General features: G+C 52.4%; 18 protein-coding genes. 11 read left to right on the top strand and 7 right to left on the bottom strand.

Annotation, left to right across the window (positions count from 1 at the left end; genetic code table 11):
• The first annotated feature begins 135 nt into the window (after positions 1 to 135).
• The 9 genes from AC2FNR_RS17505 to AC2FNR_RS17465 all read left to right on the top strand — a co-directional run bounded on the left by AC2FNR_RS17505 (position 136) and on the right by AC2FNR_RS17465 (position 6,161).
• Positions 136 to 426, top strand: a complete 291-nt coding sequence (locus AC2FNR_RS17505; RefSeq protein ID WP_170756444.1) for a putative quinol monooxygenase — start codon at positions 136 to 138, stop codon at positions 424 to 426.
• Positions 427 to 452: 26 nt separating this feature from the next.
• Positions 453 to 1,466, top strand: coding sequence for a zinc-binding alcohol dehydrogenase family protein (locus AC2FNR_RS17500; RefSeq protein ID WP_496850397.1), 1,014 nt, complete (start codon positions 453 to 455; stop codon positions 1,464 to 1,466).
• Positions 1,467 to 1,847, top strand: coding sequence for a VOC family protein (locus tag AC2FNR_RS17495; RefSeq protein ID WP_496850396.1), 381 nt, complete (start codon positions 1,467 to 1,469; stop codon positions 1,845 to 1,847).
• A 144-nt stretch (positions 1,848 to 1,991) separates the two neighbouring features.
• On the top strand, positions 1,992 to 2,375 hold the full coding sequence (locus AC2FNR_RS17490; protein ID WP_496850395.1) for a nuclear transport factor 2 family protein: 384 nt from the start codon (positions 1,992 to 1,994) through the stop codon (positions 2,373 to 2,375).
• A 136-nt stretch (positions 2,376 to 2,511) separates the two neighbouring features.
• The gene (locus tag AC2FNR_RS17485) at positions 2,512 to 3,015 is read left to right on the top strand and encodes an aggregation factor core (RefSeq protein ID WP_496850393.1); all 504 of its coding nucleotides are present in this window, start codon (positions 2,512 to 2,514) and stop codon (positions 3,013 to 3,015) included.
• Between the two features lie 25 nt (positions 3,016 to 3,040).
• Positions 3,041 to 3,481, top strand: a complete 441-nt coding sequence (locus AC2FNR_RS17480; RefSeq protein ID WP_496850391.1) for a TspO/MBR family protein — start codon at positions 3,041 to 3,043, stop codon at positions 3,479 to 3,481.
• Between the two features lie 65 nt (positions 3,482 to 3,546).
• On the top strand, positions 3,547 to 4,047 hold the full coding sequence (locus AC2FNR_RS17475) for a CIA30 family protein (RefSeq protein ID WP_496850390.1): 501 nt from the start codon (positions 3,547 to 3,549) through the stop codon (positions 4,045 to 4,047).
• 127 nt (positions 4,048 to 4,174) lie between these two features.
• Positions 4,175 to 5,347, top strand: coding sequence for an adenylate/guanylate cyclase domain-containing protein (locus tag AC2FNR_RS17470; RefSeq protein ID WP_480868637.1), 1,173 nt, complete (start codon positions 4,175 to 4,177; stop codon positions 5,345 to 5,347).
• Between the two features lie 103 nt (positions 5,348 to 5,450).
• Complete coding sequence (locus AC2FNR_RS17465) at positions 5,451 to 6,161, top strand: hypothetical protein (RefSeq protein ID WP_480868635.1); 711 nt, start codon at positions 5,451 to 5,453, stop codon at positions 6,159 to 6,161.
• A 37-nt stretch (positions 6,162 to 6,198) separates the two neighbouring features.
• Here the strand turns inward: AC2FNR_RS17465 and AC2FNR_RS17460 are convergent, their stop codons facing one another.
• From AC2FNR_RS17460 to AC2FNR_RS17445, 4 genes are all read right to left on the bottom strand, one after another.
• Positions 6,199 to 6,648: a MarR family winged helix-turn-helix transcriptional regulator gene (locus AC2FNR_RS17460; RefSeq protein ID WP_480900275.1), complete on the bottom strand. Its 450-nt coding sequence runs from the start codon at positions 6,646 to 6,648 to the stop codon at positions 6,199 to 6,201.
• Positions 6,638 to 7,738 (bottom strand): Acg family FMN-binding oxidoreductase, encoded by a 1,101-nt coding sequence (locus tag AC2FNR_RS17455; protein ID WP_480868632.1) that lies wholly within the window; start codon positions 7,736 to 7,738, stop codon positions 6,638 to 6,640. The genes AC2FNR_RS17460 and AC2FNR_RS17455 overlap by 11 nt, the downstream gene beginning before the upstream one ends.
• Positions 7,739 to 7,951: 213 nt before the next feature.
• A complete protein-coding gene (locus AC2FNR_RS17450; RefSeq protein WP_170756439.1) occupies positions 7,952 to 8,629 on the bottom strand; it encodes a GntR family transcriptional regulator in 678 nt (225 codons plus the stop codon).
• Positions 8,626 to 9,363 (bottom strand): Gfo/Idh/MocA family protein, encoded by a 738-nt coding sequence (locus AC2FNR_RS17445; protein ID WP_496850386.1) that lies wholly within the window; start codon positions 9,361 to 9,363, stop codon positions 8,626 to 8,628. Before AC2FNR_RS17445 ends, AC2FNR_RS17450 begins: the two co-directional genes overlap by 4 nt.
• On the opposite strand from AC2FNR_RS17445, the gene otnC reads away from it, so the two are divergent.
• Together otnC and AC2FNR_RS17435 are read left to right on the top strand one after the other, a co-directional pair.
• A complete protein-coding gene (gene otnC / locus AC2FNR_RS17440) occupies positions 9,362 to 9,964 on the top strand; it encodes a 3-oxo-tetronate 4-phosphate decarboxylase (protein WP_496850384.1) in 603 nt (200 codons plus the stop codon). The two genes, AC2FNR_RS17445 and otnC, sit on opposite strands and share 2 nt — an antisense overlap.
• Before the next feature lie 627 nt (positions 9,965 to 10,591).
• Positions 10,592 to 11,092 (top strand): hypothetical protein, encoded by a 501-nt coding sequence (locus tag AC2FNR_RS17435; RefSeq protein WP_170755966.1) that lies wholly within the window; start codon positions 10,592 to 10,594, stop codon positions 11,090 to 11,092.
• Between the two features lie 11 nt (positions 11,093 to 11,103).
• Here AC2FNR_RS17435 and AC2FNR_RS17430 read toward each other — a convergent pair whose 3' ends face one another.
• From AC2FNR_RS17430 to AC2FNR_RS17420, 3 genes are all read right to left on the bottom strand, one after another.
• A complete protein-coding gene (locus tag AC2FNR_RS17430; protein ID WP_496850382.1) occupies positions 11,104 to 13,848 on the bottom strand; it encodes an AsmA family protein in 2,745 nt (914 codons plus the stop codon).
• A gap of 108 nt (positions 13,849 to 13,956) precedes the next feature.
• Entirely contained in the window at positions 13,957 to 14,721 is a 765-nt protein-coding gene (locus tag AC2FNR_RS17425) for a DUF3299 domain-containing protein (RefSeq protein ID WP_496850380.1), read from the bottom strand.
• Positions 14,722 to 14,790: 69 nt separating this feature from the next.
• A partial coding sequence (locus tag AC2FNR_RS17420; RefSeq protein ID WP_496850378.1) for a metal-dependent hydrolase family protein occupies positions 14,791 to 15,774 on the bottom strand: 984 nt, incomplete at its 5' end.

The following is a 15,774-nucleotide window of genomic DNA, read 5'->3' as shown; positions in this document are numbered from 1 at the left end:
TCAGAAACAAGCGAAGATTGTCTAAAAGCATTAAACGGAATTTCCGTATTATATGTTCGATTATGCCCTGTTTATCCCGAAAGTACTGCGGCGTAAATCTTGCGCATCGCTCAAGAACACAAGGGACCTATTCCAATGGCCAAGCTGACAATCCTCGCCAACATCAAAGCCAACCCCGACAAGATCGACCTCGTAAAGGGTGAGCTGATCAAGCTCATCGACACAACCCGTGCCGAAGAGGGTTGTATTAACTACGACCTGCACCAGGACAACGACAACCCGGCTCATTTCGTGTTCTACGAAAATTGGGAAAGCCGAGAACTTTGGCAAACCCACATGGGTGCTCAGCACCTTGCGGCTTACCTGGAAGCAACAGAGGGCGCCGTGGCAGAATTCACGTTGAATGAGATGACAATCATCGGTTGATACAGAACCGAACAAAGGAGCACGTTATGAAAGCCGTGGGATACCGTGAGACGGGGTCGATTGATCGGGCGGACGCCTTAATCGATTTCGAGGCCGACAAACCGACGCCAAAGGGGCACGACTTGTTGGTGAAGGTGCAGGCCGTGTCAGTGAACCCGGTTGATACGAAAATTCGGCAAAAACGTGCTCCTGCGGGTCCAGCGCCTGATATTCTGGGGTGGGACGCAGTAGGCGTCGTCGAAGCCGTTGGAGAAGCGGTGGAGACTTTCAGTCCGGGCGATACGGTTTGGTATGCCGGGGCGATCAACCGACCGGGAACCAATGCCGAGTTTCATCTGGTGGATGAACGTATTGTCGGAGCCGCGCCAAAATCCATACCGGCGAAAGCGGCTGCGGCGATGCCGCTTACGACACTCACTGCTTTTGAGATGCTGTTCGACCGCTTGCGAGTCCGGGATGCCGTTTCCGGCGGGACCAATACATTGCTGGTTATTGGTGGCGCAGGTGGTGTCGGATCAATCACCATTCAATTGGCGCGGGCTCTCACTGACTTGACGGTGATTGCCACTGCGTCTCGACCCGAGACACAAGACTGGGTTCGAGAGCTTGGCGCACACCATGTCATCAACCACTCAGAACCTTTTGGCTCACAACTCGAGGCTCTTGGTATCGACAGCGTGGATTTCATCTATTCGACAAACCATTCTCAGCTTTATGCGCCCCAAGTTGGACAGGTGATGACACCCCAAGGTCGCTTTGGGTTGATCGATGATCCTGAGACCTTCGACATCGCGCCGTTCAAACACAAATCGATCTCATTGCATTGGGAGTTCATGTACACTCGGTCGCTTTTCGGGACTAGAGATATGAATCGTCAAAGCGAAATCCTGAAGCAGGTCGCCGGGTTGATAGATGATGGAAAGATCATATCCACAGCGACCGATACACTTGGTACAATCAATGCTGCAAACTTAATGAAAGCGCATGCTATCCTTGAAAGCGGAAAGGCCAAAGGAAAGCTCGTGCTTGAGGGTTTTTAGATGAGAATTGAACGGCTGGATCATGTGAACATCGTGACGACTAGGTTGCCTGACATGGTTGCTTGGTATGAAGACGTCTTGGGTTTGAAACTCGGGGCCCGCCCTGAGTTTCAGTTTCCCGGAGCTTGGTTGTATGCGGGTGATCACGCAGTGGTTCATCTTGTGGGTCACGAAGGAACGCCTAATGTCGGCTCCGAAGTAAAGCTCAAGCTCGAGCATTTTGCGCTCTCAGCCACAGGGTTAAGAGCTTTCGAAGAAAAACTGATCTCGTATCAAATCCAGTATCGCAAAACTGATGTCCCGGGGGCTGGAATGGTGCAAATCCATGTGGCCGATCCTGATGGAAATCACATTCACATAGACTTTGAAGAAATCGAGTAAGGGACAAACACTCGAAATAGTCGGAACGCAAAACTAAGCTCGTAAATTCTTGCCGATTAGTGATCGAGATCATTACCGGGTTGCTTCTAAGAATTACTCGGACCAACATTTTTGGGCGGTACAAGCGTCGAATTGGAGATCAGCATGCTGGACCTCGAAACCAACAAGAAGAATGTCATTGCTTTCTACGAAATGATGTTCAATGAGTGTCGGCCTGCGGAAGCCATAGATATCTTTGTTGGGGAAACCTATACGCAGCACAACCCGCATGTTGGCGACGGCAAGCAAGCGTTTATCGAATATTTCGAGCGCATGGCTGCCGAATATCCGCGAAAGCGAGTGGACATCAAACGAGCGTTTGCTGAAGACGATCACGTTATTCTGCATTGCCACCAAATCTGGCCCGATGGTCTCGAGTACGCAGGTATCGATATTTTTCGCCTGGATGCTGAAGGTAAGGTTGTCGAACACTGGGACGTTCTTCAGGAGGTTCCGGCAAACAGCGAGAATGACAATGGCATGTTTTGACTTAACCATTCTGACAGCGGTGCATGGAGCTTTGAAAGCTCCTGTCGGCTAAACCACGATAGTCAAAGGGCACAAGTCTGATCCAAGAAACCCGCCGAAGCGTATCTATCAAGAACCGTTTAGAAAGGAGATAAATATGCTCCCGAAGAGTATTCTCGCGGCGACCCTTGGATTATTTGCAGCTAATTCGCTTCAAGCTGGTGTACAAATTCACTTTATTGAAGGCGCACCCAAGGACCGCTTTGTTCTGACAAATGTCGGAGCTTGCAAAGTAGAAGCCTCGACCCTCAAAATTGACTTGTCGAAATCTGCGGGACGTCTGATTTTCGACGTTACTGAAAAGGGTGCTGGCGTCGAGGTCTTTCAACCTCTCGAATTCGTTGAGGGTGCGGATGCTCTGCGGCAAATTCCAGCGGTCGTGGACGGGCAAGATACAATAGAACTTGAAATCGCCTCCCTCGCAGCCGGGGACACACTCGCTTTTACCATCGATCTCGATGATACTATCGGGCAACGCGAAATCACCGTAACGGGGTCGGAGATCGAAGGCGCCACGGTGTCATATACCGATGCGGATGAGACCAGTACGGCGACCTTCTCTTCCGAAGCACTCGTCAACGTGACGACCAGGGACTGCTGAAAGCTATCGCAAAATGTGGAATTGGTTGATCCGCATAGCATTCCTTACGCTCGTGATGGGAGGCGGCATCCTGATCGGAACACTGACCGCACCTGGCGAATGGTATGCGCAGCTTTCTAAACCGGCTTTCAATCCACCTAATTGGATTTTCGGGCCGGTTTGGACGGTGCTATATGTCTTAATCGCCATGGTAGGTTGGCGTCAGTTCGAAGCGGACCGAAGCTCGACCGCCATGAAGCTGTGGTGGGCGCAGATGGGTCTGAACTTTTTATGGTCCCCAACCTTTTTCGTACTGCAACTGCCGTGGTTTGCCCTTTTGGTCATTGTCGCGTTGTTGGCTGCCATCGTCATGTTCATCACTCAGGTTAGGAATTCAGATCGGGTCTCCGCACTGTCTTTCCTGCCGTACTTTGCATGGGTCGCATTTGCCGCGGCGCTGAACCTCTCCATTGCGATACTGAACTGACAAGGAACAATATGCGTGCAAACTTCATCGGGCTTGTTTCAGGTCTTGTTATCATCGGATGCACAATGGCTCATGCTGATGAAAAACTGACTGAAGACTTTTCTAAGTCTCCGGAGACGCGTTGGGACTACGTTGCCGACACCGTCATGGGAGGAGTTTCCTCAGGACAGGTGCAGTTTCGTTCGGAAGGTGGTGTTGAATTCGCGCGGCTGACCGGAACCGTGAGTACAGAAAACAATGGGGGCTTCATCCAGTTCCGACGCAAGTTGTCTGAGCGACTGGATGAGGCTGTATCAGGCGTCAGGTTATTGGTACGGGGGAACGGCGAGCAATACTTCGTTCACCTCAGAACACGTGGCACGGTGCTTCCGTGGCAATACTATCAGGCCGAGTTCTCAACTTCTGAAGAATGGAGAGAAGTTTACTTGCCTCTGCCAGGCTTCAAGGCTTCAGGTGCCATGTTGCGCGCTACTCCTGTTGCAGACGCAATCACCTCAGTTGGGGTTGTAGCCTACGGGCGCGATCACGAGGCCCGCGTAGACGTCAGCGAGATTGGTTTCTATTGAAGTTCGCCCAAGCGAGGGGCTGTAATCTTCTGTTGAACCAATTCAGATCAGGCGGCTCAATAAGTGTAAGCGACAATGCAATTCCAATAGTCTTTGCTCATCTTATGCAAGCGACTAACTTGGGTACATGGAAGAAGTCACCCGACTAACCGAATGGATGATTACAGAAGGTCGTCGCTCCGGCGATCCTGTAAAAGTGGTGTCACACTTTTGTTCCTCCTTGGTCGAAGCCGGAGTTCCGCTGTGGCGAGTAAACATTGGCCAACGCTTTGCCAATCCATTGCTTATTGCTTGGGGCGTGGTTTGGACGCCCAACGGCACCGACAGCTACGATGTCACCCATGAGACGACGTTGACGGATGGTTATGTTGGGAGCTCATTTGAGTATATTCTGGCGAATAGAAAGCCGCTTCACAAAAGTCTTCAGCAACTGGACTCAGAAACAGAGCATTCATCCTATTTGGAGTTTGCAGAGCAAGGCGGCACCGACTACTACGCTACTTTGCTTTATTATGGTGATGGATCGCTGCATGGTTGCACGTTCATTACACAGGCGCCGGATGGATTCTCGACGGAACATCTAAGGCTGATTGAAGCGGTCTTACCGGCCCTTTCTTGCGCCTTGGAACCTGTGACGATGCGAAAATCGTCTAAAGGTCTACTTCGAACTTATTTAGGAGATGGACCTTCTGAGGCAGTCTGGAGCGGCAACATCAAGCGGGGTGAGCGAACAACTCTGGATGCCGTGGTTATGTTCTCTGATCTGCGAGGCTTTACGGCACTTTCCGAAACCTCAACGGAAGAAGAAGTCTTCGACACGCTCAGCGACTATTTTGATCTGGTGGTCAAAGCCGTAGAAGACAACGGTGGAGACGTCCTCAAGTTCATGGGTGATGGCATCCTGTCGATCTTCACTATTGAAGCTCAAAAAAACCATGCCGACCGTTGCAGAATGGCGGCTCTTGCAGCGCAGAGTGTGCTGAGTGGTTTGAACGCTCTCAACACTAGACGAGACGAGTTCCAAAAACCGCCCTTGGACATTGGAATTGGGATCAACGTTGGGCAGGTCAGCTACGGTAACATCGGTAGCCCCGGCAGGCTTGATTTTACGGTTTTGGGCGGTGCGGTGAACGTCGCAAGCCGAATTGAAAACTTAACAAAATCAATTGGTCAGAGAGTGTTGGCGACGTTAGCCGTTGCAAGTGCTGCACCGAACATGTTCGTTAGCTGTGGGGATCACGAAATACGTGGCCTTGCTCAGCCCATTGAGCTGTTCTTTCTCACTGAAGGGGCGCAATAATCAGGTATATTTTTTTAAACAACATACCTTTCCGGGAGCATTCTGAGTGTTTGCAAGAACCATAGCCTTACTGATCTGCGCTGGGGCTTCTCCGGCCACGGCATTGGAGCTTCGCGAAACTGGGCGCTATGAGCTCAACCAACCCGCAAGCCTTGACTACGATCCAACGTTTTGTGGCTTGTGGATTGCCAACGAGGGGCCCGAGGCCATTCTCGTTACGTTGCAAGGTGATGAGTTGCGCCGCATATCCAGCGATCTCTTCCGTATCAAGGCAATTGCTATCGAAGGAGATCACTTGTTGGTAGGCGACGGTCTTGGCAGCCTCCAACGTCTCACGAAGGAAGGAGTCACTTTAGGAGCACCCTTTGAACTTGAAGGTGGATTTGCGGATACCGAAGGGATCGCGATCAATGCAAAGGGGCAGATCGTGACCGTAGAAGATGATCCGGAACGATTGTCTTGGTTCACTTCAGAAGGCGTCCTTACGGCAAGGTTGGATACCATGAAGCTCTCTCCCCCCTTAAGCGAGGCACAGGGCATCGCAATTGACCCACGAACCGGTCACATGTTGATCGTTGATGACTGGGAAGGGTCAAACAGCCTGTATGAGTTCACGGCAGATGGCCAACTGCTCGCCCAGCAAAGCCTGTTGGAATTCGGAACTGACCCGGAAGGCATCGCCATTAGGCCGGGATCTAACCAACTGTTCGTGGCGTTCGACGGTGGCGCGAAGATTGTGACATTTGACTACACACCCACCTTACCTGAAGGATCGCCGCCTCTGCCTCCGGGCGCGGATTGTATGATCTTTTGAGAATTTGGCTGCTTGCTTGGGGCGATGCAGGTTACGGCTAGTCGCGCTCGTTGTCTAGCGTTTCACGTATGAGCGTCAAATTGGGCAAAGACCTATGGAACGGTTCGGGCCCGAGTTCGGACAAAACTGGAGCCAGGGCTTCAGACATCCGTTCCATAGAAGCTTTCAAAAACTCCGCACCTTGCGGCGTGGACCGGGCTATTTTCGAACGCTTGTCATTGGGGTTGGTTTCAAGGGTAATCAGGGCATGGTTTTCGAGGCTCGCGAGCATGTGCGTCATCGACGTCTTGGGCACTTGAAAAGCGTTCGACAGCTGTAGTGGCGTTTCCCCCTCGGGGCGCCGGACCAGGTGGCCCAATATGCCAAATTGGGTAGCGGTCATTCTGCCAGGTAAGAACGCTTCAAGCTTGGTCGAGATCAGCTGGTTGATGATCCCGACCTCGGTGAAGAACCGGTAGACTTCGTTGGTCTCATCTTCAGGCTTCATTCAGAATTCGTGTCTCCAGAGGCCAGCGGGGTGTGGCAATTGGCTCGGGTCCATACCCCAAACGCAGCAACATTTGCACCGTGTGGCCCGGTGACGCAAGAAGCTCATGCGCAAGATCGTATTCATCGGCCATCTCGGGATATTCCTGAAGGGCCTGACTGACCGGATGCACGCCCAGACCCATTTCGGTTGTCTTCAGGTAGAAACGCATCAATTGACGTCCGGCTTCGAGTTGATCGCTTCGCGTGTTTGTAGTTGTCGTGAGGACTGCGTATTGCGGCGTCGCGTCTAGCATAGCGAAGTAGCCTCGCATGTGAGACTGAGTGCCTGGGTGGTCAACATTCATAAGGGTCTCATTGTCCAATAGGCCAGTAAGTCGCAGCGTTTCCAGCATGGGATCGCGTAACTCAATCCCGTCCGGGTTGGCGTTGATTTCTGCTTTCCCGATCCGCATGAGGTCGACGGATTCTTTCAAGGTCTGCGGTGTTCGCATTTCGATTTCGAAAGCGCGTTTCGTAAGGTCTCGAATACGGGTCACCAAATCTTCATCGGTAATCAGGGTGGCGTAGTTTTCAAGGACCGACACTTCCGTCTCGGACAGCCGCTGTTCAGTATACGGTTCTTTGTTTGAATGTCGGTTGAGGATTTGATTTGAAAGTGGATCGGGTGCCCCTCCAGGTACAAACACTGCTTCTGCAATAGGCCCGTCATCCCCATCTGGCAGCAACTTGACCTCGGTATCAAACCCGAGAGCACCTGCCGCCAGGACCATCGTCTCAACAAATGCGCCGAGGCCAATATAGAGCTGGCGGTGGTAAGGATCGGTTTCCGGAAGCTCGCGATCTGTATCGCGGTGGATGCGAACCTTGTTTTGCCCAACTAACTCGACGAGCCAAGGTTGCAAGTTGTGCGGGTTAGGGGCGAGAATCGCGTAGGACAAAGCGGCTTTGCGGGGGTCGTCATATGGTTGTGGCGTCCACGGAGCCAGCGCGTCATGCGGCGTGCGTGTAGCGAGAAACGCAACCGCGCCCGTTGCCGCCAGTATTGTGCCTCCGCCTAGAATCTTGAGAAAACGTCTTCGATTTGGCATCTTGAGTCTCCAGTAGTACGATATCGAACTAATATAATCCGAAATCGTACTATTTCAACTCCATTGATGCAGTGGTTGGTTGAGTGACCTGAAAAAAGTAAATCAGAACAGCCGGCCTCAACGATAGACTGCCGTGTTAGACAGGTGTTCGGAGAGCTTTTTGTGCCTAAAAAAGCAGCTATTTTAGTTGATTAACGACCGGATGCGAGAAGATCAGAGGCTGTTAAGCCGATGCTTTTCGAGTATCCCGCAAAGCATAGCCTGTGCTTGCAGCCTGTGTTCTCGATGACGTTCACGGGCGGCATCTGGACGACCTTCACTAATCGCTTGAAAAACAACCCGGTGATCTTCGTTGGATTTAACGGGCAGGGGCCTGATGAACAACGTCGTTGCACGCGCGCGGCGGACTTGGTCGCTCATCATGGCAACAATCGCTTCGACTCGTTTGTTGCCGCCCAACCGAACGAGCTCTTGATGAAACAACTCGTCTGCCTCTGCCCACGCTTCAAGGTCTTCGGCTTCGATGGCTTGGTCCATCTTCGCAATTGATCCAGCGAGTACCGCCAGTTCATCTTCTGAATAACCCGCTTCGGCAGCGCGCTGTGCCGCGAGACTCTCAAGTTCCGTCAGTATGTCGTAAATCTCACGCATATCATCTGATGAAACAGGTAGTATCCGAACGCCCTTTCGGGGTCGCATTTCCAGCAACCCCTTACTTTCCAACATCAGCGCAGCTTCCCGTATCGGGGTGCGGGACATGCCAAGGGTCTCGGCGAGTTCCGACTCCAGATGGTCAGTTCCGGCCGCAAGTTCGCCAGACAGGATCATCCGCCGCAAATCCCTAACAGCGCGTTGTGTATTGGAAAGAGTTTTTGCGTCCTGATCCTTCACGGTGTCTCCAGGTTGATTTTTCGTCCTTCCGCAGCTGAGAGATAGATATTCTCTTCAATGCGGATCACATCCAAATAGTCTCGGGCCGTGTTTTCCAAAGGCGTGCCCAGTAGAAGGCCCGAAATAACGTGACTTTGCAAGGCGTGAACGCTGTCTCCTCCAAATCCATCATGATCGCTTGGAGATAGTATCTGCTGTCTCTCCTGTTTTCCAAACGCGCGGAGGTCAACGGAACCGTCGCCGTAAAGAACTAGTGATCCTTCCGTTCCTTCGATAAGAGCTTCGCCCATGGTCTGACGCGGGTTTTTGGCGCTGTGGTCAAGGCATCTGTTGCCATCGAACAGAGTTTTCAATCCGTTGGGGTGGTCAAACAGGATGTAACCTGCGTCCTCGCCCGCGATAACGGGGTTAACTTGGCGCAAGTCCGCATAAACTGCGCTGGGCGCATCGAACAAAAATCGGAATGTGTCTACCCAGTGAACCGCTGTCTCATGAACTAGGAAACGTGGCATTTCCTGAAAGTACGGCTGCCGGTCAAGGTAGGCTCGCGGTCCCTGTCCGTCGCCGGGCCGAAGCCGGAAAGTCGCTTGTAGAGGTGTTCCAATTCGACCCTCGGTCATCGCCACCTTGATTGCACGATACCAAGGCTGAAAACGAAAATTCTCATGCACGACAATAGTTGCACCTGCCGCTTCAGCCTCTGAAACGATCTTCTCCGCTTCATCCAGAGACATGCAGAAAGGTTTTTGGCAGATCAGCCATTTTATGCCCGGCACTGCGGGCAATGTCTCTGCCCGGCTGCATAACGGAATCCTTATGACACCTACCAACTCGACTTTGGGGAATATCGATCCCGAGCGCATCGCCAAGATTGACTTGGATGGCAACCACGTCTCCGGGGACAAGCCGACCAAGGAAGTCTTTCTGCATCAAGCCTTCTATGAGACAAGACCAGAAGCGGGCGCCGTGGTTCATCTGCATTCGACCTGGGCCACCGCATTGTCGTGTCTGGAAGACACCGATCCAGACGACTGTATTCCACCGCTTACACCATACGTGGTCATGCGCGTCGGCACGGTCAAACTGGTTCCATACGTCAAGCCGGGTGATCCGAAATCAGGTGATCTGATCCGTAAACTGGGCGGCAAATTTAGTGCTGTTCTGTTGGCCAATCACGGACCAGTCGTATCGGGGAAGGACCTCTTCTCGGCGGTCTGTGCAGCAGAAGAGTTAGAAGAAACAGCCAAGCTGCTCGTGGCATTGCGGGACATGCCAACCCGAATGTTGGATGCAGCACAAGTCGCAGAACTCAAAGAGACTTTCGGAAGGATTTAATTCGACACCGAAATGGGGGCGGCAAACTTTTGGGCAAATCGTGCAAAATTATGCGCAAATACGGCGCAAAGTTATGGGCAAGCACACTTGAATTTGATGAACGAAATCAACAGCAGGAGCGCAGCGTTATGAGCGCGCCTACCAGCAGTATAGGCGTGCGCATAGTATTTCGCGCACCTCATAAGTTTGCGTATTTTGCCAATAGTTTATCATCTTCATGTCTGACATCGCCCTCGCGACAAAGCTTTTGATTGGGTAAACTGCGCAATACGTCAAAGTTCACCGACTACTCGGCCAGGGAAATTTCGTGGTTGCTTTTAGCCATGTAAAACAAGACGAGGACGATTGGGCCGTCTTTGACTTGTTCCGGCTGGAGGGTGGAAAGATCGTCGAACATTTGATGTTCAGGACCAGATCGGCCCGAAAGAGACCTGGAACAACTCTGGCAAATTCTAGGGGAGTAGAGTGTAACAGCCTATCTGGCGGAGGCCGATGATGATTTCTTTCTCAGGCAAACGCGCGTTGATGCCGGGTCAACATTCCAGAAATCGAATGGTTGTCTTTGACTGAACCAGCGCGATAGTCTGATTGCATCTAAGGATTGGCGGAACATGTGTGGAGCTTTGAATGAACAGGTTGGTGTTATCAGCAATGGCATTGATCTCCACTGGCGCGGTGTGGGCCGCCGGTATGGAACGGTGGGGTGAATCCGGCGACTGGACAATTCTGATTGATGCCGAAAAGGGCAATGGCTGTCTTGCGTGGAAGCCCTTTGAAAATGACATGACCGTTGAAATCGGCGCAGCACCTAATCAGGACGGCGGCTTTTTTGCCGCTTTTAATCCAGCCTGGGTGCAAATCGAAGAAGGTGCGACCGGGATCGTACAGTTCGATTTTGGTGATGCGAGATTCGAAGGCGAAGCGGTGGGTGTCTACAAGAATGGCGTGCCCGGTGGTTACGCCTTTTTCGACAACCCGGCATTTGTAACCGAGTTTGGAAAACGCCAAAGCGTCACGATTATTGGCGAAAGCGGGGCCGAGGTTGAACTCGATCTCAGCGGGTCTGCCAAAGCCATTGAGGCCGTTCTGACGTGTCAGGCCGAACAGCCGGAACCACTAAAGAACTAGGTCGCGTCAGATCACTGCAATTGGTTGATATCAGGCACGCAGGGTTGCCTGTCGACAGTCATAGCATCTGCGCCGTCTGGAGCCTTGTTTCTGGACCCGCCTACATCCAGCTTGAACTTTGGCGACGAAAGTTGGCCAGTCACATCAAAGGGCCAAGCGCTTCTGGATAAGGGTTTGCCAACGCGCCGCGGCTCAGCTCTGATCGCAATGCTGTCGTTCAGCCAGTCCACTTGTCCTCTGGCCACCAATTGAACCGATCCCGTTTCAATGACGATAGAGTTTGAACTGACTCGCCCGGCTTGGATATTAACCGGGGCAACCACGCAAGTGATGTCGGTGTAGCCTTGTCTGAACTCCTCTGAAAACAGCCAGGGGAAAATACCCAGCCCCGCCAGCTCCAATAGGCTGGTGCTGATATAGCCCTGCGACATCGAAAAAGACGCGTTGCCGCGCATCGAGTTGATGAAGGCTTTGCTAGAGCTGGTGCTGCCAGAAACGTTGAACTCTCCGCTCAAACGGCCATAGGCATCAATACCGATTCCCAATTCATCAAGGATCTCCCCGAATTCCCATCCCGAGGTTGATCCCGACAATGAAAGCCAATCGGGTGAATCAATCAGATCCATGACCGCCCGAAGGCTGAAGTTTCCGCCACCGTAAGCCATCTGAAGGGGGCCGAAATCCACAGTTCCTTCTTTTGCTGACAATTGGCTTGAAACAGACGTTACACCTTGCTGGCCTACAATCTCTTTGAATTCGATCTGTACCTCGACGTCAGCTTCGCGTAGCACGCGCTGCACATCCAGAAGATCGGCAGGTTTCCCTTTTTCCTTTGGCAATACCAAGGGCTGCACGTCTGTCTCCTTCGGTAAAACTAAAGGTTGCACTTCGGCTTCAGGTTCTTTTGACGTCTCCCCTACCAGACTTTTCAGTTGGTTCAGCACGGCAGTCAGGTTCTTCAGGTCGTTGAGATCGAGCTTTTCGCTCGTGATGTTGCCCCGAACAACAGAAGTGCCCTCGGGGAAATTTGCGTTCAAAGTCGCAAGGAGATGCGAAGACCCGGCTTCGAACTGGATTGCGGCATCAAAGTCCTCGCCCTGTTTGGAGGTTTCAGCATCGATAGCTAGTGCCCCGAGCTCGACAGGTTGTAGATTAACTGCTGTCAGAAACTCGACGCTGTCGTCGACATCCAATTCTACATCAAAATTGAGACCGGCCAGCCCTTTTAGCTCGTTGACGGATAGTGCAAGATCAAGCGCCCATAGATCGGTGTCGTAAGTGGTCGCGTTAAACCTGTTGAGAGAAACCGACCCGCCCGCATTGGATACGTTGAAGTCGGCTTTGATGCCGCCGAATTGGTCAACGTAGTCTTTATCGAGGTTGGGCAAAATCAACTTGGCGGGCCCGTTTAGCTCCCCATCGAAAGTCACGTCCTGAAGCTGAAGCAGATCGAGGATTTCACCTTCGGCTTTCAGGACAGGCTCTTCAATTGGACCGGCTTGTAGCGCAATGCCCAGCATGGCGAGCCGTCCGTCTGGCATGCGGCGAATACTTTCGATTGAGGCTGGGCCGATTACGTCCAGCCCTTGGTCAAATGCATTGGTTTGGAACAGCAACTTCTCGAATTCGAAGGAAGCCAGGGATCCGACCATATGCATTGCAAAGCCAGTGAATTTGAGTTCCTGGATACTTTTTGCTGCTGGCGGAGGCTGCCCTTCGGGATGAAGCCGCGCATTGAAAAGCAGATCAACGCCCTGAGCGGTGTAGAGGTCATCTATTGCGCCCTCAGCTTCGAGCTTCTGCCCATCTTCCAGGCTGACGGTGGTTTTAAACGCCTCGATCTTCAGAGCGTCCTGAGAGACAAGCTCTGCTTGCAGCTGACCATTGCCTTCCAGAACGCGTTCCAATCCTATGACATCTAGAAAGTCACCGAATTCTCCGGTGTCCATCTCCAATACAGCCCGATAGCCGCCCCCTTCGTCTGCCGATAAGGGCTCGCCATCGTAGCTGACGGTTATTTCTCCGAAATTGGCCCGTGTTGTAAACGGTGCGTCATGGGGGTAGTCGCCTTCGATTTCGAAGCCTTGACCGTTGACGGAGCCGGAACCAGAGACCTTTGTTCTTTGTCCATTATCTACTTGTTCGAGCGCGAGTGACTGAAGGTCAAACACAAATGAGAAGCCCGAGACCTTGTCGTCGATGTTTAACCCGATTGATGTGAAGCTGACGTTCTTGTCGCTCAGGAAGTTCAGGATTCCGCTGCCTTCTGTGTCGTTCTCATTGGTACTATCAGCGCTAGCAACGTCTTTTGGACCATCCGCTGATACAGTTTCCTTGGACACTGGTTTGGGTGTTGGCCTGTCTTTTCGCCAGCTTGTGGTGCCGTTTTCGGCTGTAAGAATATTTGCTTGGAGGCCTTCCACGACGAGATTGTCAAAATGCAGACGCCCGTTGGTCAAGGCGATAATATCCAACTCCAGTTCTAACAGGTTCAATTCTACAAGAGGTGACTCCGGCATTGTCAGGCTCGGGATAACCACCCCGCCGACGTAGATGTGACTAACGCGCCCAAGCGCGACGCTTACATCATCGTTCACTAGAAGGGGCCGACCAATTTGTTCTGAAAGAACTTTTTCTACAAGGTCGCGCCGCATGTCCGAGAACATCGGAGCGGCAAGCAACAACCAAACAAATGCGACCGTTGTGAAAGCGAGAATTGCGACAAGCCCAATTATTCTAATAAGCCAAACCTTCATGCGCTCCCCTATCGCCGCTTTCGCCGTTCAGTCTTTCACGAGCAGCAATTTAGCCCACCAGCTTGAACGCTCGTTCTGAACCATATTCTGATCAATTGGCTCGTGTCACTAATCGTCTCTGGTAGCCCCGCCAGTCGCCTTGATCCTTCCCATCAATACACTTTCCCTATTGGTTGAAGCCTCTTCGGAAGTCTGGATTGGTCCAAAAGTCTGAACGTCATCGACCTTCATAGTGAACGCAGCCTTCATGAGGACAGTACCATCAACAACCAGCATTTCCTTCTGCGTCGGCTCGATCCTGATTTGACCAGTTACAACGATGGGTTCGTAGACTGTCGATGGCGTCCATGAATCGCTTAGGTGCAAACGCACCATCTGGTTCGGAGGTGGAGGTGGTACGTGGCTGCACATTCCACGTTCCGGCACGATATATGCCATTTGGGAACCATCTTCGTCGCGGGGTGCCGGGATCACAAACCCGCCCAATGAAACGATCATGCCGTCGATGTCGATGTTAGCGGCCGTGCCCGCCTTCTCACGTCTTTCCATCACAATCCAGCGTTGGGAAATCAGCCAGTTCGCATCAACGCGTTCCTCAGCAAGAGTTGCTTCGGTCGCCTCGATATCCACTTGAAGCTGGTCCAACAGCTCTGGCGACGACCCGCCTTTTTCTTGCTGCGCGCGCAACCGGACCAATTTTCGAAGCGTGTTAAGCTGTTTGCCCGTCAATTCGACGAATGGATCTTCGTAGTTCTGAGCAGTTTCATCGATCAAGTCAGCCCATTCGATAAGTGTAACTTCTGAGTGAACCGGCAAAGCCAAGAAAAATGCGAGAACTGTTGGAACAAGTGTCAGTTTGGCTCGAATTCTCATTTTGAGAAGTTCCCATTTGTAGAGCTAGGGATGCGCGGGGTGCCGAGGTAAATTTACCCCGCGCGACACTCAATCGAGTGTATTCTTGTAGATCACACCATCTTTCATGATCAGGTCGATGTTGTTGGTGTAGTCGACCAGGATCTCGGCATCCTCGACCGGGTTTCCTTCAACAAGCAGCAGATCGGCATATGCGCCTTGTTCGATCACGCCCAGCGGGCCTGCTGTGTAGGGATTGAGTTTTCCTGACAGTGCCAGAAGTGCGGCCGACTTTGACGTCGCCTGTTGCAGGATTTCGTACGAAGTCCACGCCTCCAGCCGGTATTTGAACTCATCATTCTGCTTGGTCAGAGCCACCGGGTCGCCGATGATATCGGTCGAGAATGCGACGTTTTCGATCTCGTATTCTTTCAACAATTTCATCTGATTGCGCGCACCGGCCTGAACATCAAGAAACTTGGGCGCTGCAGCGGGGCCAAGCGCCTTTTTGACAACTTCCTCGTCAAGCCCAAGCAGAGAATAGAACGGGACAATCCAGGCGCCAGACTCCTTGATGGCTTGCGCCGATACTTCAGTCATCAGTTGCCCATGTTCTATGCTGATGACGCCCGCTTCCAGTGACCGCAGGATCGAGTCGTCGTTATAGGCGTGGACCATGACATAGGTCCCCCAATCAGCCGCCGCGCGAACCGATGCCTCCAACTCTTCTGGCAATCCTTGAACGGTGTGCAACGGATCAACCGAAGATGACACACCACCGCCTGCCATTACCTTGATCTGCACCGCGCCCATGCGCAGTGCTTCTCGCGTTGCCCGCAGTACTTCGGGCACGCCATCGGCCAGGAACTCGACGTGCTGGTTAAAGAAAGACGGCTGCGCCCCCATGAAGTTCGGGTGGGGTTCGGTGTAGACCCGATGCTCGCCATGTCCGGAAGTCTGCGAAATGACTGGCCCTGATGCATAAATCCTTGGCCCCACGGCCTTACCGCGGTCTATAGCTTTTTGCAGACCAATTGCCGGGCCGCCCGCGTCCCGAACGGTTGTGAAACCACG

The sequence above is a fragment of the Ruegeria sp. SATB045 genome (genome assembly GCF_059613525.1).
The sequence above is the reverse complement of the archived record's forward strand: the minus strand, read 5'-3'. Positions and strand labels throughout refer to the sequence as shown.